This window comes from Amycolatopsis albispora, from assembly GCF_003312875.1.
Taxonomy (GTDB): Bacteria; Actinomycetota; Actinomycetes; order Mycobacteriales; family Pseudonocardiaceae; genus Amycolatopsis; species Amycolatopsis albispora.
Genome location: NZ_CP015163.1, coordinates 4,845,820 through 4,864,534, shown reverse-complemented (window position 1 = coordinate 4,864,534; position 18,715 = coordinate 4,845,820). Strand labels below are relative to the sequence as shown.

Genomic DNA, 18,715 nt, shown 5'->3' with positions numbered 1-18,715 from the left:
GCCCGGACACAGGGAGTTGCTACCCGGATCCGTGGTGGTGCTGGCCCTACCTACCGGCGGAACGCGCGCTCGAAGCGGAGCTGGCGCGTGGACACCGGGCTCAGCGCGTCACCGTCGGCAAACCAGTCGGCCAGCGCGGCCCAGGTTTCGGCGAGCTGCTGGAACTCCTTGCGGCCGCGGGGCGCGGTGCCGCGATCGCCGGGGGCACGCAGCAGGTGTGACAGCGTCACCAGCCGTTCCGCGCAGCGGCCGAGGTAGAGCTCGGTTTCCTTGTTGATGGTTTCCTCACCCTGCGGCAGCTGCCACTCCGTGCGCAGGTCCGGATCGTCGGTGAGCGCGGCGGCCCTGGTGAACAGCTCGTGCTCCGAGTAGGCCGGGAAGCGGAGGTCGTCGCAGGCGTACCCGGAGGCATGCGACCAGCGCTGCAGCGCCTTGATCGCCTGGTACCGCGTCTGCCACTCCTGGTTTCCCGACGCCAGCTGGGAAATCGTCTCCCAGGCATCCTTTTCCGCGCGGTGCCAGGTTTCCGCGGCGGCCTCGTCGACGAAGGCACGGGGTGGCGGGCTGTGCCGCCGCCAGGCGTGCGCCAGGCACGACGCGATGTGGTGGACCAGCGTCGAGGTGTAGGTGGCCAGTTCCCAGGCGTGCACGCGGCGCGGGCGCAGCGGGGTCGGGCGGTCGGGGGAGTAGGTGATCATCTCGAAGGCGCGGAACTCCGGCTGGCCACGCAGGGTCGACAGGTCCGGGTCCTCCGACATCACCCACGGCCGCCGCTGCGCGAGGTAGCCGGAATGCCGGGAGGCGGCCGCGTTGTCCAGCTGCGCGATCGCCTTGGTGATCAGGGTTTTTTTCTCGGCCGCGTCGAGCACGCGCACGGTTTCCTTGGTGGCGCTGGGTTCTCCGCGCATGCCTGAGGGCAGCAGCGCGACGGCGTACACGCAGGCGGCGTTGTAGTGCTCGTGCCAGATCGACGACGGGCCGCGCGGGGCGAGCTGCTCGGTGACGGTGTCGGTCAGCGCGTCGGCCGACGGCGGCCACGACCGGTCTTCCGCCAGCTTTTCGAACCCGCTCACCGGTGTGCCCTTGACCGCCGCGTACCCCCGCAACGGCTTGCCCATTTCGGCGTTGGCCATCGAGCGGCGCAGGTACACCGCGAGCAGGCCGAGCCGGAGGCAGTTGTCGGAGAGCAGTTCGCGCAGGCGCCTCGGCCGCGGCTCGGCGATCAGCCGTTCCAGTTCGTACTGGGCGACTTCGCAAAAGTACGCGCGCAGCCGCGCGGCCTTCTCCTCGTTGGCGGAACCGTTGGGCTCGTCGAGCAGACCGGACGGCACGGGCACGGTGTCGCGGTAGCGGTCGAACCGCAGGCGAATCGACTCCCGCATCCTGGTCTGGCGGATCCGCGTTTTGCCGTCGGAAAGCCACCAGTCGTAGGCGAGCCAGTCACCGCGGCCGAGCACCAGCGCGCGGCGGTAGCGGGCGAGCAGCAACGCGGCGGCCTCCGGCGTGGCGGGGCCGTAGTTCCGGTTTTCGCACAGGGTCACCACGTCGTCGTAGGTGACCAGGGCGGCGAGGTGCAGGTCGAGGCGCTCCTGGAGGTTGCCGATTTCCACGCGGATGTGCACGTTGGCCGGGTCCAGCTCGATCGCGCGGTGGTACTCGGCGAGCGCTTCGTCGTAGCGGCGCTCGGCCTTGTACTGGTTGGCGCGCTCGTAGGCGTCGAACAGCGCGCCGGGGATCTTCGCGCCACGCCAGCGGGCCCACTGCTGGTTGCGGCAGTACTTGCTGCGCGGGATGACCAGCGCGGCGACCGCGTTCGCGGCGCGGCCGAGCAGGCGCTGCTCGTCGTCGTCGGCGAGCAGCAGCGGGCTGGCCGCGAAACCGGGCTGGCGCACCACGTCGAGCACCAGCTGGTGCTGCCCGGAGGGCTCGGCGCGCAGGCGGCCGCTGATCCGGATCGCGTGGGGCGGGCGGGCGAGCTTGATCAGCCGGGACGCCACGCGCCACCAGCCCGTCGCCGCCTCGCCCGCGGTTTCGACGATCTGGATGAAGTCGTAGGACCGCGAAACCCCGGGGACCACGGCCGGGGTGTACATGCGTGATTCGTTGAGCTTGTTCTTGAACAGGGCGGTGACCTCGGCGGGCGAGGAGTCGCCGTCGACCTCGAACAGCTCGATGTCGACCTCGTTGGCGTTGTAGGCCGCGATTTCCAGGCGGGCGCGGCCGATGCCGTACAGGGTGAACAGGAGCGAGACCACCAGTCCGGTGAACAACGCCACGGTCATCGTGACGGAGGCGCCCACGGGTGCCTCGGCCGGAATGGTGATCCAGTAGGGGAGCAGGAGGAAGGCGACCGCCAGCAGCGCGGCCACCCCGCTGAAGACCCACCAGCGGATCATCCGCGCCTTCGGCAGCTCGGCCGGCTCGAACTCCGGCCGGCGACGAACCGGCATCACTGTTCGCGGAACCCCCTCACCCGGAAATCCTGCCAGAGGCGGGTTACGCGTGTACAGCCCGTGACGCCGGTCCTGCCACCGAGCCGAAGCCCGATCCGCGCACTACGCCAGCGCGGCTCGCAGGGTGGCCGCGGCCTGCGCGATGGCGGCGCCCGCCGCCGGGGTTTCCCGCAGCGCGTTCAGCATGACGAAGTCGTGGATCACGCCCTGGTACCGCACCGCGGTCACCGGGACGCCGGCCTGCCGCAGCTTGTTCGCGTAGGCCTCACCCTCGTCTCGCAGGACGTCCGCCTCGGCGGTGATCACCAGCGCGGGCGGCAGCCCGGCCAGTTCCGCAAGCTCCGCCCGCAACGGCGAAGCCGTGCTTTCCGCGCGCTGCGCCGGATCCGTCGTGTACTGGTCCCAGAACCACTGCATGCCGTCACGCCGCAGGAAGTAGCCCTCGGCGAACAACCGGTACGACTCGGTGTCGAAGTTCGCGTCGGTCACCGGGTAGAACAGCACCTGCTGCCGGAACGAAACCCCGCCACGCCGCTTCGCGAGCAGCGTCACCGCGGCGGTCATGTTGCCGCCGACCGAATCCCCGGCGATGGCGATCCGCGCGGGGTCCAGGCCGTGCTCGCCGCCGTGCTCGGCAACCCACTTCGCGGCCGTGTAGTTCTGCTCGATCGCGACCGGGTATCTCGCTTCCGGCGAAAGGCTGTACTCCGGGAAAACCACGGCCGCTCCGGCACCGGTGGCCAGTTCGCGGACGAGCCGGTCGTGCGTGTGCGCGTTGCCGAAAACCCAGCCGGCGCCGTGGATGTACACGATCACCGGCAGCGGGCCGGTGAGCCCGGCCGGGCGGATGATCCGGATCCGGACGTCACCGGGAATGGTCAGGTCCTCGATCTCCGCGTCCGGCTTCTCGATCTCCCCGGACTGCACCTCGTCCACCGCCTTGCGGCCCTCGGCGGGCGGCAGGTCGAACAGGAACGGCGGCTGCGAGGTGGCTTCGGCGAAGGCCTGTGCGGCCGGTTCGAGCGGCAGGTCGTGCGGGTTGGTGGTCATGGTTCTTCCTCTCCTTTTCGGAAAATCTCAAGCGGTCTGGCGAACGGCCCAGTCGAGGACGTGGTCGGCGACCTCTTCCCAGCCGGGCTCTCCGGCGATGAAGTGGCTGCGCCCGGCGAACTCCACGTACTCGGTGACGGCCGGGGACCGGCGGTAGCGGTGGTGTGCCTCCCGCACCAGCGAAGGCGGCACGATGCGGTCCGAACCACCGGCGACCAGCAGCAGCGGCGCGCGGTCCGGCTTGCGCAGGTCGACCTTCGTGGCGGCGTTCGGGTTGAAGTTGGCGAAGGCGGCCTGGAACAGCGGACGCCCCGGCGCCGGGATGTGGAACCTTTCCCATGCCTGACGTGAATCCGCGGCGTTCAGCGTGTTCGCGAAGCCGTAGTGGAACTGCTCCGGCGTCAGGCCGACCGTGCGCCCGCGGTTCGCCGGGTTCTTCAGCACCGGCAGGCTGCTCCGGATCGAGGAGACCGGCAGCCGCAGCACGCCCTTGATCGGCGCCGGGTCGAGCGCCACCCCGGCGGCGCCGAGGCCGCGGCTGAGCAGGACCTGCACGATCGTGCCGCCGAACGAATGCCCGACCAGGATCGGCGGCCGGTCCAGCTGCCGGATGAGTCTCTCGTAGTGGTCGGCGACTTCGGTGACCCCGAGCCCGTTCAGCTTCGACGGGTCGCGGCGCACGTCCTCGATGTCGCCCTCGGCACCCGGCCACGCCGGCGCGAGCACGGTGTAACCCGCCTTCTCGTAGCGCTCCAACCAGTTTTGCCAGCTCAGCGGGGTCATCCACAGGCCGTGGATCAGGACGATGGTGTCGGGGCGGTTCATCACTGCTCCTAAATGAGGGAGAACGTTCTGTCTCGTTCTGGTGAGACCGAAGTTAGCCCGCCGAGCAGGCGTCGTCAAGCAAAATGAGACAGAACGTTCTGTTACAGTCGTCTCATGGAGAAGTCACCAGCCCGCCGTTCGGCGGCCAGGACCCGGCTGCTGGAGGCGGCCGCACGCATCTTCTACGCCGAGGGCATCCACGCGATCGGCGTGGACCGCGTGATCGAGGAGGCCGACGTCAGCCGGGCCACCTTCTACCGGCACTTCCCGTCGAAGGACGAACTCGTCCGCGCCTATCTGGAAGCCGAGGACCACGCGATCCGCGCGAACGTCGCGGCCGCCGCCGAACGCTTCGACAATCCTCGTGAGGTGCTGGAAGGCCTGGTCAGCGGACTGGGCGACCAGATCTGCGGGGCCGGGTTCCGCGGCTGCCCGTTCATCAACGCCGCCGTCGAGTACCCCGATCCGGCGCATCCCGTCCGCCAGGCCGTGCGCGCGCACCGCGACTGGTTCGCCGGGGCGCTTTCCGAACTGGCCGTCGCGTCCGGCATTCCGGCCGAGCTGTCCGGGACGCTGGTGTTCCTGCGTGACGGCGCGATGGTCGGCGGTTACCTGGAGGAGCCGGAGGCCGTCCGCGCGCAGCTGCTGCTTTCGGTCAGGGCGTTGGTGCGCTAGCCGGGCACGGCTCGTAGACGAACCGCGGGTCCGCGTCCAGCGCGGCGATCAGCGTCGCGGCCTGGTCCTTGCGCGGGAACACCACGGCGTAGAGCTGCGTGCCCTCGCGCCGGAAGTTCGCCACCTGGTAGCTGCCGCGGTAGATCGCGTCGTCCGTGCACTGTGGACGGACGGCGAACCCGTTGCCGGTGACGATGCCCAGCGCGGGCCGGCGCACGTTGACCACGTAGTCGTAGTCGTGCGCGATGTGCCCGATCGGACCGCTTTCCTCGGTGCGCAGGCCGTTGCGCGCGATGTGCTCGTCGGTCAGCCCGAGCACGTCGACCACCGGCACCCGCGGCCCCGCGCGGTAGGACAGCGCGCCGTTGGCGTAGGTGCTGATCAGCGTGCCCGGCGGCAGGTTCTGCCCGAGCAGCGAGCCGAACTCCTCCATCTCGGCGATCTTCGCGCGCCACTGGTGCATCAGGTCGAGCATCTTCGGATCGGTGATCGACACCAGCAGCGACAGCCCGCAGATCGCGGCGGCGGCCAGCGGCATCAGGCGCAGTCCGGCCACGCGCGTCCGCAGGCGCTCGGTGTCCAGCAGGCCGTACGCGGCGACCGAGGCGACGCCGAGCAGCGGCGGCACCGGCGCGAGCAGCCGGTACGCGGGCATCCAGTCACCGCCGGCGTAGGTGATGAACGCGAGGTAGGCGAACGCCGTGCCGAAGATCAGCCAGACCAGCGATCGCTGCTCGGCCCCGCCGTCGGCCTTGAACCACACCAGCCCGGCCATCGCCAGCACCGCGAGCACCAGGAAGCCCAGTGACGCCAAGGCAAAGCCGCCGAGGTACTCGCCGCCCTGCGCGAGCTGCCAGCCGAACGAGCCACCCGACTTCGCCGCGACCGCGTTGGGCAGCAGGTGCCCGTAGTAGACGACCCGCCAGATGGTCCACGGCAGCGCCAGCACCAGCAGCCCGGCGGCGTATTCCAGCACCGGCCGCCAGTTCGTCCGCTTCCGGATCGCGCGCACCAGCAGGTAGAGCCCGGCCAGCACGGCGATCAGCAGCCCGTCCGGCCGGGTCATCCCGGCCAGCGCGACCAGCAGCCCAGCGATCAGCGGCCGCTTCGCCGCCAGCGCGTACAAGACACCGAGCACGAGCAGCAGGAACAGCGGCGTTTCCAGGCCGGACGGCCCGTAGGCGGCCAGCCCGCTGGCCCCGGCGGTGAGCACCGCGGCGAGCACGCCGAGCGCCTTGTCGGCGTCCTTGCTCACCAGCCGGTTGACCAGGAAGTACGAAAGCACCACGCACGCGACGGTGCAGACCACCCCGAGCACCGCCGCGCCGACCACGATGCCCTTGCCGAACAACGCCTTCGGCACGGCGATCAGGACCATCCACAGGAAGTTCGAGTAGCCCTCGACCCGCTCGCCCATGTTGAACACCGGGCCGTTGCCGTCGGCGAGGTTCTCCGAGTAGCGGAAGGTGATGAACGCGTCCTCGGCGACGGTGGAGAACAGCGCCTGGTGGCCGAGCGAGTAGGCGACCGCGAGCGTCAGTGCGGCGACGCGCCATGCCCGGCTGGTGGAGATGCGGGTCCATCCGCCGAGAACGAAAACGGCCAGCAGCAGCCAGCCGCAGATGAGCGCAACCACACCAGGTCCTCACGCAACGGGGTCGGGGTCGCCGGTCAATCTACCGGGGCGCCTGCCTGGGACTTTGCCCCGCCTGGACTGTCGGTGGTCCGTGCGAGGATCGGCTCATGGAACCTGCCGACACCCCCGAGGTCGCCGAGCCGCTGGCCGGCCGCGAGCCGCTGCAGGCCTTCCTCCGCCGTCAACCGCACCACCGGATCCCGTTGCCGCCCGCGCTCGACGGAGCCCGCGGGCGGACGCCGTCGGGCACCGTGCACCTGGTCAACGACGCCTGGCTGCCGGTGTGCGGTGCCGGGCTGAACACCTGGGACCCGTTGCGCGGCCTGGCGCCGACCGAGGAGCCGGTGAGCTGCCGCCGGTGCGCCGACGTGCACCTGAAGGAGGTGCACACGGGTCAGCTCAAGTTGTTCTGAGCCGCGCGCTGACGCGTTCGTGGAAGGGGCGTGCCTCCAGCGCGCGGGTGGCGGCCGCGACCAGCTCGGACAGCGACCCGGGCAACTCGGCTTCGAACTCGGCCAGCGCCGCCTCGGTTGCCGTCCATTCGGCGTCGAGCACGGGCAGCAGCTCGCGGGTTTTCGCGGTCAGGTGCACGATGCGCTCGCGGGCGTCGGTGCCGGGGTGCAGCTCGGCGAAGTCGAGCTTGCGCATCTGCGTGACGGTCTGGCTGGCGGCGGAATGCGTCACGCCCAGCGCCTCGGCCAACGCCCGGATCGGCAGCGGCCCGCGCTCGGCCAGCGTGCGCACCACCGGGGTGAAGCGCGGCCGGAACCCGGGCAGACCCAGATCGGCGTAGACGCGGGCGACGTCGCCGTCGAGCAGTTCGAGCAGGTGTCGGAGGCGGGTACCGAGCTGCGCGGAGGTCACGGGCGCAGTGTAACAGTGCTAATATAACAGCGCTGATACATCTGGAGGGCCATGTACACGCACACCGATCCCCACGACCAAGGCCTGCTCGACGTCGGCGACGGCAACCACGTCTACTGGGACGTCTCCGGGAATCCGGCTGGCAAGCCCGCCGTGCTGCTGCACGGCGGTCCGGGGGTCGTCTCGCCCGGCGGGCGCCGCTACTTCGATCCGGACGCCTACCGCGTGGTGCAGTTCCACCAGCGCGGCGTCGGGCTGAGCACGCCGTCGATCGCCGAGTACGAGACCGATCTCAGCGTCAACACCACCCATCACCTGCTGTCCGACATGGAGCGGTTGCGCGAGCACCTCGGCATCGAGCGCTGGCTGGTGTTCGGCGGTTCGTGGGGCGCGACGCTGGCCTTCGCCTACGCGGAACGGTTCCCCGAGCGCGTCACCGAACTGGTGCTGGTGGCGATCACGAACACCCGCCCGTCGGAGACCGACTGGCTCTACCGCGGGCTCGGCGCGTTGTTCCCCGAGGCGTGGGACCGGTTCCACGAGGGAGCCGGGCGAGAAGACGACGTGGTCGGTGGCTACCACCGGCTGCTCAACGACCCCGATCCGGCGGTCCGCGAGAAGGCCGCGCGCGACTGGTGTGCCTGGGAAGCGGCGGCGGTGGACGAGGACCCCGCGGACCCGGATCCACGCTGGGCGGACCCGGAGTTCCGCATGGTCTTCGCCCGGACCGCCGCGCACTACTTCCACCACCACGCCTGGCTGGAGGACGGCGTGCTGCTGCGCGAGGCGGGCAAGCTGGCCGGAATCCCGGGCGTGATGGTGCACGGCAGGCTCGACCTGAGCGCACCGCTGGTCACCGCGTGGGAGATGGCGAAGGCCTGGCCGGACGCCGAGCTCAAGGTGATCCGCGACGCCGGCCACTTCGCCGAGGGCGCGATGGGCGAGGCCCTGCTCGAAGCCGTCGACCGGTTCCGCTGAGCAGCGGAAGATCAGCGGAAGTCGTCGGCGTGGTCGGCGGCCCAGGTGGCGAAGGTCCGCGCCGGTTCGCCGATGTGGTCTTCCAGCGTCGGGCCGACCGGCTGCGGGGTGGTGCCCGCCGCCTCCATCGCGTCGAGCGCCGCGTCGGGCAGGTGGGTGGCTTGCTCGCGCGGCAATTTCTCCACCTTGAGGGAACGGCCGATCGCCGCGCCGATGAGGTCCACGTGCTGCCGCACCGAAAGCGACTCCGGCCCGGTCAGCGAGTAGGCCTTGCCCGCGTGCCCCGGCCGGGTCAGCGCGTGGCGGGCGAGCTGCGCGATGTCCTGCTCGTGCACCGAGTTCATGTGCATTTCGGGGAACGCCTCCCTGGCGACACCGTGTTCGCGGATGCCGGGTGCCCAGGCGAGCGTGTTCGTGGCGAAGGCACCGGGCCGGAGGAAGGTCCACGGAATGCCGGACGCCTCGATCGGCCGTTCCGCCGCCAGGTGCCATTCGGCGATCCCGGGCGCCATCTCCGGCTCGGCCGAGGCCAGCGAGGACAGCAGCACGATGTGCTCGACGCCGCTCGCCGCCGCCAGGAACTCCGGGATCACCTCGGGCTTGGCGTAGAGGAACACCTTCGTGACGCCGGTGAGGTCGAAGCCCGGCACGAGTTCCACGCCGTCGGGCACCACGGCATCGGGTGAACTGCTCGACGCCCGCACCTTCTCCCCTTCGGCGAGCAACTGGTCGATGAGCGCGCGGGCGACGGAACCCCGTGCCCCGGTGACAAGAATGGTCATGGACCGATGGTCTGCGCGGACAACATGAGCGATCCAGTGAACGCGTGACTGTCGGCGGGATCCTCCGCGACCTAGCCTCAGATGGTGACTTCGCACGCGTTCGACGCTCTCGATCGCCGTTTGCTCCACGCCCTCCAGCTCGACGGCCGGGCCTCGTTCAGCCGGATCGGCGAGGTGCTCGGGGTGTCCGGGCAGACCGTCGCCCGGCACTACACCGCGCTGCGGTCGCACGGCATGATCAAGGTGATCGGGCTGAGCGATCCGGACCTGCTCGGCGAAGTGCTGTGGCTGACCAGGGTGCGCTGCACGCCGGACGCGGCCGGTGCGGTGGCGGGCGCGATCGCCCGCCGCGACGACACCGCCTGGGTGCACCTGACCTCGGGCGGGACCGAGATCGTCTGCGTGACCAGGGTGCCCGGCGGCAACAGCGACGAGAACACGCCGCTGCTGCAGCAACTCCCGCACACGCCGCGCGTGCTGGACGTGACCGCGCAGTGCGTGCTGAACGTGTTCCTCGGTGGTGGCGAGGGCTTGCTGCGCAAGGCCCGCGTGCTCACCGCCGCCGAGGTCGAGGCGCTGAGCTGGACCACCGACGCCACGCCCCGGCACGAGATGTCCGAGCAGGACTGCGCGATGCTCGCGCTGCTGCGCACCGACGGCCGCACCCAGATCGCCGAGCTGGCCGCGGCCACCGGCTGGTCGCAGACCACGGTCCGGCGGCGGCTGGCCGAGCTGCGGGCCGGTGGCCTGCTGCGGTTCGTCGTGGACTTCGACCACCGGCTGCTCGGCTACGGGGTGCACGTGCTGCTGTGGTTGTCCGTCGAGCCCGCCGACCTGGAGATGGCGGGCACGCTGATGGCCGAGGAACACCCCGAGGTCGCCTACGTCGCGGCGACCACCGGCCGGACGAACCTGGTCGCCGGAGTGGTCTGTACCAGTGTGAAGGACCTGTACGGCTACCTGACGCGACGGCTGGCGGTGCTGCCCGGCGTCCGGCAGATCGAGACCGCGCCCGTGGTGCGGACGCTCAAGAGCGCCACCGTGCTCAACCCCGGCCGCCCGGGGGCAACCGGGTGGTGAAGCGGCCGAAACCGGACAGCGGCGTTGCCGCCCGCGCGAGCGCGTTCGTACTTTCCGGTGATGACTGGTGGACTGAACCGGCGTAGCTTCCTGCAGACCTCCGCGTTGGGCGCGGGCGCGCTCGCGCTGCCCGCCACGGCGACCGCCGCGGCGGCAGGGGCGGAAGGGAAGGCGGGTGTGCTCCGCGCCGAACGGCTGACCGTCGAGTACGCGGAAACCTTGCTGGGCACCGATGTCGCCCGGCCGCTGCTGTCGTGGGTGCCGGTCGCCGCCGGGCACCACGCACGGCAGACGGCCTACCAGATCGAGGTCGCGGGCGGCTGGGATTCGGGGCGCGTCGAGTCCGACCGCTCGACCGCCATCGCCTACGACGGGCCGCCGCTGAGCCCGCGCACGCGGTACGAGTGGCGTGTCCGGATCTGGGACCAGCACGGGCAGCCGTCGGACTGGAGCGCGTGGAGCTGGTGGGAGACCGGCTTCCTCGGTACCGCGTGGACGGCGGCGTGGATCGGCGCGCCCGCCCCGGCGGCGCCGCTCGACTTCACCGGCGCGTCGTGGATCTGGTCGCCGGGCAGCACCACCGGCAACGCGCCGGCCGGGCCGCGCTGGTTCCGCGCCGCGGTCGACCTGCCCGGCGATGTCACCGAGGCGGAGGTCGTCGCCACCGCGGACGACGACTTCACGCTGTTCCTCAACGGGCAGCAGGTGCTCCACGCGCCGGAGCAGGTCGACGGCTGGCGGACCGCGCGGCACACCAAGGTCCCCGTCGCCGGCGGGCGGGTGGTGCTCGGCGCGCTGGCCACGAACCGCGGCTCGGTTTCGGTCAACCCGGGCGGGTTGCTGGTCCGGTTCCGCGCCGGGACAACCGAGCTGGTCACCGGCGCCGGCTGGCGTGTCGCGGAGTCCGAGCAGAGCGGCTGGGAGCAGCCGGACTTCGACGACAGCGGCTGGGCCGAGGCGGTGGTGCTGGCGCCGTACGGCCAGGGCCCGTGGGGCAGCGGCGTTTCCGTGCAGCCACCGCAGATCCCGGCACCACTGCTGCGGCGTGAGTTCACTGTGGACAAACCGGTGGCGAGCGCGCGGTTGTACATCAGCGGATTGGCGTACTACGAAGCCGAGCTCAACGGGAAGCGCGTCGGCACGCAGGTGCTCGATCCCGGGTTCACCGACTACGACCGGACCGTGCTATACACCACGCATGACGTCACCGGCCTGCTCACCGGAGGCGCGAACGCGATCGGCGTGACGCTCGGGCGCGGCTTCTACGGCATGACCACCCCGAACGTCTGGCGCTGGGAGAAGCCGGACTGGCGCGGGGAACCGAAACTGCTGGCGCGGCTGGAGATCACGCATCCCGACGGCAGCCGGACCACGATCGGGTCGGACACCTCGTGGCGGCTGGCCGACGGCCCGACCGTCTCGGATTCCTTGTACGCGGGCGAATCCTACGACGCGCGCTTGGTACAGCCGGGCTGGTCGTCGGCCGGTTTCGACGACAGCGCCTGGCGGTCGCCGGTCGAGCACGCGGCGCCGAAGGGCGTGGTGCGCGCCCAGCAGCACGAGCCGATCGAGGCAGTGGAAACCGTGACGCCGGTGTCGGTGACCACCTTGCGGCCCGGCGTTTTTGTCGCCGACATGGGGCGCATGATGGCGGGGTGGACGCAGCTGACCGTGCGCGCGCCCGCCGGAACCACCGTCGAACTGCGGCACGGCGAGCGGCTGCGCGACGACGGCAGCGTGATCTGGGAGAACGGGCACGTGCCCGGCAGGCACCAGAAGGACTTCTACACCTGCGCGGGCACCGGTGAGGAAACCTGGGAGCCGAAGTTCTCGTACAAGGGCTTCCGGTACGTCGAGGTGCACGGGCTGCCGTCACCGCCGAAGCTGCTCGGCCGCGTGGTGCACACGAAGGTCCGCGAGGTCGCCACTTTCCGGTGCTCCGAGCCGTTCTTCGAGCAGCTCGACCGCGCGATGCGCCGGACGCTGCTGAACAACCTGCACGGCATTCCCACCGACACCCCGATGTACGAGAAGAACGGCTGGACCGGTGACGCGCAGGTCGGCGCGCCCAGCCTGGCGCATGCCTTCGCCGTGCCGCGGTTCCTCACCAAGTGGATCGGGGACCTCGCGGACAGCCAGAACGAACCCGGTCAGCTGCCGGTGATCGTGCCGAGCGGCGGCTGGGGTTACCAGGAGCTGGCGCCCGCTCCGGAGTGGACGACGGTTTATCCTTTCCTGGTCAGGGAAATGTACCGGTGGTACGGCGACGACCGGGTGGCCGCGGAGCACTGGCAGCCGTTGACCAAGTACCTGGACTGGGAGATCGGCAGGCTGGAGAACGGGCTGGCGGTCACCGCGCTGGGCGACTACCTGCCGCCCGGGTACGGCGGGGTGCCGCCGGAGGACACCCGGCTGACCGCGACGGCGTACCTGCACCGCGCACTGGTCGGCACGGCGGAACTCGGTGAGCTGCTGGGGCGCGGGGACGATGCCGCGCGGTACCGGTCGGTGGCGGACGGGTTGCGCGAGGCGTTCAACGCGGCCTTCCTCGGGCCGGACGGGCACTACCGCACAGCGAAGGACCCGGACTACCGGCAGACCTCGAACGCCATCCCGCTCGCCTTCGGCCTGGTACCGGCGGGCGCGGAGAAGTCCGTTGTGGACAGTCTGGTGGCGGACATCAGGGCCAGGGGCGACCACCTGAACACCGGTGCGCTCGGCACCAGCGTGCTGCTGCGGGTGCTCACCGCGCACGGGCACGCCGACGTCGCGCACGCCATCGCGACGCAGCGGACCTATCCGAGCTGGGGTTACTGGTTCGACAACGGCGCCGACACGATGTGGGAGATGTGGCAGCTGGACTCACGGTCGCGGGACCACTACTTCCAGGGGACCGTGACGCAGTGGCTGTACGAGAACGTCGCCGGGCTGCGGCCGGGGGACAACGGGTACCGGACGTTCACCGTGCGGCCGGACGCGCGGGCCGGGGTGCACTGGGCGGGCAGCACGGTGGAGACCGTCCGGGGCCGCGTCGGTGTGCACTGGGCCAAGGTCGGCGGCGGCCTGCGGCTGACCGTGGAGGTGCCGGTGGGCTGCACCGCCGAGGTCCATGTGCCCGCTGGGGTCGCTGGCGAGGTGACCTCGGTTCCGGCCGCGGAGTACGTGCGGATGGACCGCGGCTGCGCTGTTCACCGGCTCGGCCACGGGCAGTGGCGGTTTGTCACGCGTACGGCCTGATGGGTGGCTTGAAACGTTCTAATCCGTGTTGGCGGCGGTATAGCTGTCCGTAGTTGTCTGCGTTCTTACTGTGTCGGGACGCGTCAATTCCGGGAGTTTGGCCGCCAAAAACTTGACATGGCTCACACTCGCGCAGCACGCTCGCCTCAGCCGTGGATTGAAACGATTTATTCACGGGAGGGAGACCGGTGACCGAGCTGCGCGAGGTGAGCAAGTCCTTCGGTGCGGTGCGGGCGCTCTCCGGGGTGTCCATCGACCTGCGGCCGGGCGAGGCCCACGCCCTGCTCGGCGAGAACGGCGCCGGCAAGTCCACGCTGATCAAGGTGCTCGCCGGGGTCCACCGGCCGGACGAGGGCAGCGTGCTCGTCGACGGTGAGCCCGTCCGGTTCGGCGGTCCCGCCGACGCGAGGGACGCCGGGATCGCGGTGATCTACCAGGAGCCCACGCTGTTCGGGGACCTCTCGGTGGCGGAGAACGTGTTCATGGGCCGCCAGCCCCTGCGGTCCGGGTGGCGGATCGACACGCGCGCCATGCACGAGGCCGTGCGGGAGCTGTTCGGGCGGCTCGGCGTCGCGCTCGACCCGGCGCGGCCCGCCCGCGGGCTGTCGATCGCCGACCAGCAGGTGGTCGAGATCGCCAAGGCGCTCTCCTTCGACGCGCGGGTGGTGGTGATGGACGAGCCGACCGCCGCACTGTCCGAAGTGGAGGTTCGCCGCCTGTTCGGTGTGGTCAGGGCCCTGCTCGAAGCGCAGGTCGCGGTGCTTTTTGTCTCGCACCGGCTCGACGAGGTCTTCGAATTGTGCACCCGCGCGACCGTGCTGCGCGACGGCGAGCACGTCTGGACCGGCGAACTGGCCGGGCACACCCCCGAAGACCTGGTGCGCCGCATGGTCGGCCGCGAGCTGTCCACGCTCTTCCCCAAGCAGGACACCACGCTCGGTGAGGTCGCGCTCGAGGTGAGTCGCCTGACCAGGGAAGGCGTGTTCACCGACGTGTCCTTCGAGCTGCGCGCGGGCGAGATCGTCGCGCTCGCCGGGCTCGTCGGCGCCGGCCGCAGCGAGGTGGCGCGGGCGATCTTCGGCATCGACCGGCCGGACGCCGGAACCGTGCGGTGCCAGGGCAAACCGCTGAAACCGGGCTCACCGACGGCCGCGATGGCGGCCGGAATCGGCTTTGTGCCTGAGGACCGGCGGCAACAGGGCCTGGTGATGGACGCTTCCATCGAGCGGAACGCGGCGCTGGCTTCGCTCGGCACGCTCAGCCGCGGTGGACTGATCCGCCGTCGTGACGAGCGCACGCTCGCCAAGGATTGGGCCATCCGGTTAAGCCTCAAGTTCGCCCGCCTGAGTGACCCGGTCGGAGTCCTCTCTGGCGGCAACCAGCAGAAGGTCGTGCTGGCGAAGTGGCTGGCGCGACGCCCGGCCGTCCTGATCGTGGACGAGCCGACCCGCGGCATCGACGTCGGCACCAAGGCGGAGGTGCACCGGCTGCTTTCGGAACTGGCCGGGGAGGGGGTGGCGGTGCTGATGATCTCGTCGGAACTGCCCGAGGTGCTCGGCATGGCCGACCGGGTCCTGGTAATGCACGAGGGCAACCTCGCCGCGGAGCTAGACCGGGCCGCTGCCACCGAGGAGTCGGTCGCCCTCGCGGCGGCGGGGCGAGCATGAACGCCGCTTCGACTGAGCCCCCACGGCCCACCGACCCCACGGAGCCGGCGGGGCCCACGGATTCCAGTGGGCTCACGGCACCGACCAGCGCCACCGAGCCCACTGAACCCGCCGGGTCCGCCGGGTCCGCCGAACCCGCCGAGGCCACCGGGTCCCCCACCGGGCCCGAGCCCACTGCGCCCGCCGGGTCTGCCGGGGTTGCCGGGGCCGCCGAGCACACCGGGGCTAGCGGGTCCGCCGGGCCCGCGCAGCCTGCCGAGTCTGGCGGGCGCGCCAGGTCCGCCGGATCGGTCGAGTCAGCCGGGCCAACCGGGTCTGCCGGATCCGCCGGGGCCACCGGATCCGCCGGGGCCAGCAAGGCGATCGAGCCCGCAAAGGCCGCAAAGCCCCCTCGGGCCACTATGTCCACAGTGGAGCGAGTGGCCTCAGAGCGCGGAGCGGGTGCCCGCAGGCTCGCCGACCGCGCGGGCAAGGTCCGCGAACTGGGCATCCTGCTCGCCCTGCTCCTCGTCGTCGCTGGCACGGCGTTCAGCAATCCCCGGTTCATCGAGGCGCAGAGCGTACGCGACCTCCTGCTCAATGCCTCCATCGTGGCGCTGCTCGCGGTCGGCCAGACCATCGTGGTGATCACGCGCAACGTGGACCTGTCCGTCGGCTCCGTCCTCGGACTGGCTGCCTTTCTCACCGCCGATGCCTTCGCCGCCAACCACGAGCTGCCGGTGGCCGTCGGGGTCGGCTTCGGCGTGGTGATCGGGTTGGCCTGCGGGGCGGCGAACGGACTGGTCGTCGCGCTCGGGCGGGTGCCGAGCCTGGTGGTCACCCTCGGCACGCTCTACGTCTTCCGCGGCCTCGACTTCGCGCTCGCCTCCGGGCAGCAGATCAACGCCGCCGACCTGCCCGGCAGCCTGCTCGCCCTGGGCAGCGGCCGACTGCTCGGCGTGCCGAACCTGGTGCTGATAACCCTGATCGTGGTGCTCGCCGCGTGGTTCTACCTGCGCTCCTACCGCTCCGGCAGGCAGTTGTACGCGATGGGCTCCAATCCCGACGCCGCCGTCCTCGCCGGGATTCCGGTGCCCCGCCGCACCTTCACCGCGTTCGCCGTGTCCGGGGCGATCGCGGGCCTCGCCGGCGCGTTGTGGGCCGCGCGGTACGGCACGGTCGACGCGGCTGCGGGCACCGGGCTCGAACTGCAGGTGGTCGCGGCCGTGGTGGTCGGCGGCGTGGCCATCTTCGGCGGCTCCGGCACGGTGCTCGGCGCGGCACTGGGCGCGCTGCTGCTCAGCACCATCGCTGGCTCGCTGGTGGTGGTCGGGGTGCCCGCGTTCTGGCAGCAGGCCATCACCGGCGCGTTGCTGCTCGCCGCCATCTCGATCGACCGGCTGGTGGCGTTGCGCCTCGCGGCCGCACTGCGACGCACCAGGAACGGAGGCGCGTGATGGCCCGCCTGCTGCGCTGGGAGTCGGTGCTGGTCCTGCTGCTCGTGGCAGTCGCCGTGGTGGGCAGCGTCCGCACCGGCGGCACCTTTCTCTCCGGCGGCAACCTGTTCTACCTCGGCCTGGACATCGCCGAAATCGCCCTGATCGCGTTGCCGCTGACGCTGGTGGTGGTCTCCGGCGAGATCGACCTGTCGGTGGCGTCGGTGCTCGGGCTGTCCAGCGCGCTGGTCGGCACGCTGTGGAACGCGGGATGGGCGCTGGAGCTGATCCTGCCGGTGGCCGTGCTGGCCGGGGCCCTGTGCGGGGCGCTCAACGGACTGCTCGTCACCCGGCTCGGCCTGCCGTCGCTCGCCGTCACCATCGGCACGCTGGCGTTGTACCGCGGACTCGCGCTGGTGCTGCTCGGTGACACCGCGGTCGCCGACTTCCCGGCCAGCTTCACCCAGTTCGGCAACACGCCGATCCCCGGCACGCGGATCCCGTACCCGATCCTGCTGTTCGCGCTGCTGGCCGTCGGGTTCGCCGTGCTGCTGCACCACAGCTCGTTCGGCCGGTCCACCTTCGCCATCGGCGCGAACCCGGAGGCGGCGTGGTTCTCCGGGATCCGGGTCAAGCGCGTCAAGCTGATCCTCTTCGTGCTGACCGGCGCGGTCGCCGCGGTCGCCGGAATCGTCTACACCCTCCGCTTCTCCAGCGCCCGCGCGGACAACGGCAACGGGCTCGAACTGGCCGTGGTCGCCGCGGTGCTGCTCGGCGGGGTGTCGATCTTCGGCGGCAAGGGCACGCTCGGCGGCGTCATCGCCGGGGTGCTGCTGCTCGGCGGCCTGCGCAACCTGTTGATCCTCGACGACGTTTCGACCGAGGTGCTGACCGTGGTCACCGGCGCGCTGCTGCTCGCCGGTGTGCTCATCCCGCGCTTGCTCGGCAGCCGGTATTTCCCAGCAGGAAGGAAAACCTGATGAACGCCTCCACCGTCACACGACGAGGTGTCGCGGTACTCGGCATGGCCCTGCTGCTCGCCTCCTGCAGCGGGACCACAAAGGACAGTGCGGGACAGGGCCCGGCGCCACAGGCCACCGGTGCGGCCAATCCCGCGGCACCGGTGAAAACCGGGTTGAAGATGACCTTCCTGCCCAAACAGGTGAACAATCCGTACTTCACCGTGGTGCAGCAGGGCGGCGAGAAGGCGGCGGGTGAGCTGCAGGCCGAGTTCAAGGCGACCGGCCCGTCCGACGCCAGCGCGTCCTCGCAGGTCACCTACATCAACACCGCCGCACAGCAGCGCCAGGACGCGCTGATCATGGCGGCCAACGACGAGAACGCGGTGGCCCCGGCGCTGAAAACCGCGCGGCAGCAAGGCATGAAGGTGGTCACGCTCGACTCCGACGTGGCCACCGACGCCCGCGACGTGTTCATCAACCAGGCCGATTCCCGCGACATCGCGGTGAAGCAGGTCGAGCTGATCTCGCAGGCGGTCGGCGGCAGCGGGGAGATCGCGATCCTCTCGGCGACCGCGAACGCGACCAACCAGAACACCTGGATCGAGATCATGAAGCAGGAACTGGCCAAGCCGGAGCACGCCGGGCTGAAGCTGGTCGAAATCGCCTACGGCAACGACGACGACCAGGTGTCCTTCCAGAAAACGCAGGGCCTGCTGCAGGCGCACCCGCAGCTCAAGGGCATCGTCTCGCCGACCACCGTCGGCCTGGCCGCGGCCGGGCGCTACCTCAGTTCCTCCGAGTACAAGGGGAAGGTCGCGCTGACCGGGCTCGGCACGCCGAACCAGATGCGGGCCTACGTCAAGGACGGCACGGTCGGCTCGTTCGCGCTGTGGGAGCCGAACAAGCTCGGCTACCTCGGCGTGCAGGCGGCGACCGCGCTGGCGTCCGGCCGGATCACCGGCGCGCCGGGTGAGAAGTTCACCGCCGGGGAACTGGGGGAGTACACCATCGGCGCGGAGGGAGAGGTCGTGCTCGGCCCGCCGACCGTGTTCGACGCGGCCAACATCGACCGGTTCGACTTCTGAGAGGGG

At 70.9% G+C, this 18,715-nt stretch carries 15 protein-coding genes; 9 read left to right on the top strand and 6 right to left on the bottom strand.

The annotated features are described in order from the left end of the window. Positions 1-50 precede the first annotated feature (50 nt). From A4R43_RS22870 to A4R43_RS22860, 3 genes are all read right to left on the bottom strand, one after another. A complete protein-coding gene (locus tag A4R43_RS22870) occupies positions 51-2,450 on the bottom strand; it encodes a tetratricopeptide repeat protein (protein ID WP_113694211.1) in 2,400 nt (799 codons plus the stop codon). A 105-nt stretch (positions 2,451-2,555) separates the two neighbouring features. Beyond that, positions 2,556-3,503: an alpha/beta hydrolase gene (locus A4R43_RS22865; RefSeq protein WP_113694210.1), complete on the bottom strand. Its 948-nt coding sequence runs from the start codon at positions 3,501-3,503 to the stop codon at positions 2,556-2,558. 27 nt (positions 3,504-3,530) lie between these two features. Continuing rightward, positions 3,531-4,328, bottom strand: a complete 798-nt coding sequence (locus A4R43_RS22860; RefSeq protein WP_113694209.1) for an alpha/beta hydrolase — start codon at positions 4,326-4,328, stop codon at positions 3,531-3,533. 114 nt (positions 4,329-4,442) lie between these two features. Here A4R43_RS22860 and A4R43_RS22855 point away from each other — a divergent pair, with 114 nt between their 5' ends. After that, positions 4,443-5,003: a TetR/AcrR family transcriptional regulator gene (locus A4R43_RS22855; protein WP_113694208.1), complete on the top strand. Its 561-nt coding sequence runs from the start codon at positions 4,443-4,445 to the stop codon at positions 5,001-5,003. Here A4R43_RS22855 and A4R43_RS22850 read toward each other — a convergent pair. Continuing rightward, positions 4,984-6,639: a glycosyltransferase family 39 protein gene (locus A4R43_RS22850; RefSeq protein WP_113694207.1), complete on the bottom strand. Its 1,656-nt coding sequence runs from the start codon at positions 6,637-6,639 to the stop codon at positions 4,984-4,986. The genes A4R43_RS22855 and A4R43_RS22850 overlap by 20 nt on opposite strands. A 107-nt stretch (positions 6,640-6,746) precedes the next feature. Between A4R43_RS22850 and A4R43_RS22845 the strand changes: the two genes are divergently transcribed. Then, the gene (locus tag A4R43_RS22845) at positions 6,747-7,052 is read left to right on the top strand and encodes a hypothetical protein (protein ID WP_113694206.1); all 306 of its coding nucleotides are present in this window, start codon (positions 6,747-6,749) and stop codon (positions 7,050-7,052) included. On the opposite strand, the gene A4R43_RS22840 is transcribed toward A4R43_RS22845, so the two are convergent. Next, entirely contained in the window at positions 7,039-7,503 is a 465-nt protein-coding gene (locus tag A4R43_RS22840; protein ID WP_113694205.1) for a MarR family winged helix-turn-helix transcriptional regulator, read from the bottom strand. The two genes, A4R43_RS22845 and A4R43_RS22840, sit on opposite strands and share 14 nt — an antisense overlap. A gap of 51 nt (positions 7,504-7,554) precedes the next feature. On the opposite strand from A4R43_RS22840, the gene pip reads away from it, so the two are divergent. Then, complete coding sequence (pip, locus tag A4R43_RS22835; RefSeq protein ID WP_113694204.1) at positions 7,555-8,481, top strand: prolyl aminopeptidase; 927 nt, start codon at positions 7,555-7,557, stop codon at positions 8,479-8,481. Between the two features lie 11 nt (positions 8,482-8,492). On the opposite strand, the gene A4R43_RS22830 is transcribed toward pip, so the two are convergent. After that, entirely contained in the window at positions 8,493-9,263 is a 771-nt protein-coding gene (locus tag A4R43_RS22830) for an SDR family oxidoreductase (RefSeq protein ID WP_113694203.1), read from the bottom strand. An 81-nt stretch (positions 9,264-9,344) separates the two neighbouring features. On the opposite strand from A4R43_RS22830, the gene A4R43_RS22825 reads away from it, so the two are divergent. The 6 genes from A4R43_RS22825 (at position 9,345) to rhaS (ending at position 18,709) form a co-directional block, all read left to right on the top strand. Next, positions 9,345-10,343, top strand: coding sequence for an Lrp/AsnC family transcriptional regulator (locus A4R43_RS22825; protein WP_205215068.1), 999 nt, complete (start codon positions 9,345-9,347; stop codon positions 10,341-10,343). Between the two features lie 60 nt (positions 10,344-10,403). Continuing rightward, on the top strand, positions 10,404-13,580 hold the full coding sequence (locus tag A4R43_RS22820) for a family 78 glycoside hydrolase catalytic domain (protein ID WP_113694202.1): 3,177 nt from the start codon (positions 10,404-10,406) through the stop codon (positions 13,578-13,580). Positions 13,581-13,768: 188 nt separating this feature from the next. Further along, entirely contained in the window at positions 13,769-15,247 is a 1,479-nt protein-coding gene (locus A4R43_RS22815; protein ID WP_113694201.1) for a sugar ABC transporter ATP-binding protein, read from the top strand. Positions 15,248-15,666: 419 nt separating this feature from the next. Further along, positions 15,667-16,683, top strand: a complete 1,017-nt coding sequence (locus tag A4R43_RS22810) for an ABC transporter permease (protein ID WP_236808197.1) — start codon at positions 15,667-15,669, stop codon at positions 16,681-16,683. Next, positions 16,683-17,642 (top strand): ABC transporter permease, encoded by a 960-nt coding sequence (locus A4R43_RS22805; protein ID WP_113694199.1) that lies wholly within the window; start codon positions 16,683-16,685, stop codon positions 17,640-17,642. The genes A4R43_RS22810 and A4R43_RS22805 overlap by 1 nt, the downstream gene beginning before the upstream one ends. Continuing rightward, entirely contained in the window at positions 17,642-18,709 is a 1,068-nt protein-coding gene (gene rhaS / locus A4R43_RS22800; RefSeq protein WP_113694198.1) for a rhamnose ABC transporter substrate-binding protein, read from the top strand. Before A4R43_RS22805 ends, rhaS begins: the two co-directional genes overlap by 1 nt. Positions 18,710-18,715 lie beyond the last annotated feature (6 nt).

Bases quoted from the DNA above. Each gene is read 5' to 3' on its own strand.
- A4R43_RS22820 (WP_113694202.1), top strand. From the start codon at position 10,404: ATGACTGGTGGACTGAACCGGCGTAGCTTCCTGCAGACCTCCGCGTTG.
- A4R43_RS22825 (WP_205215068.1), top strand. From the start codon at position 9,345: ATGGTGACTTCGCACGCGTTCGACGCTCTCGATCGCCGTTTGCTCCAC.
- A4R43_RS22870 (WP_113694211.1), bottom strand. From the start codon at position 2,450: ATGCCGGTTCGTCGCCGGCCGGAGTTCGAGCCGGCCGAGCTGCCGAAG.
- A4R43_RS22830 (WP_113694203.1), bottom strand. From the start codon at position 9,263: ATGACCATTCTTGTCACCGGGGCACGGGGTTCCGTCGCCCGCGCGCTC.
- A4R43_RS22845 (WP_113694206.1), top strand. From the start codon at position 6,747: ATGGAACCTGCCGACACCCCCGAGGTCGCCGAGCCGCTGGCCGGCCGC.
- pip (WP_113694204.1), top strand. From the start codon at position 7,555: ATGTACACGCACACCGATCCCCACGACCAAGGCCTGCTCGACGTCGGC.
- A4R43_RS22805 (WP_113694199.1), top strand. From the start codon at position 16,683: ATGGCCCGCCTGCTGCGCTGGGAGTCGGTGCTGGTCCTGCTGCTCGTG.
- A4R43_RS22860 (WP_113694209.1), bottom strand. From the start codon at position 4,328: ATGAACCGCCCCGACACCATCGTCCTGATCCACGGCCTGTGGATGACC.
- rhaS (WP_113694198.1), top strand. From the start codon at position 17,642: ATGAACGCCTCCACCGTCACACGACGAGGTGTCGCGGTACTCGGCATG.
- A4R43_RS22855 (WP_113694208.1), top strand. From the start codon at position 4,443: ATGGAGAAGTCACCAGCCCGCCGTTCGGCGGCCAGGACCCGGCTGCTG.
- A4R43_RS22865 (WP_113694210.1), bottom strand. From the start codon at position 3,503: ATGACCACCAACCCGCACGACCTGCCGCTCGAACCGGCCGCACAGGCC.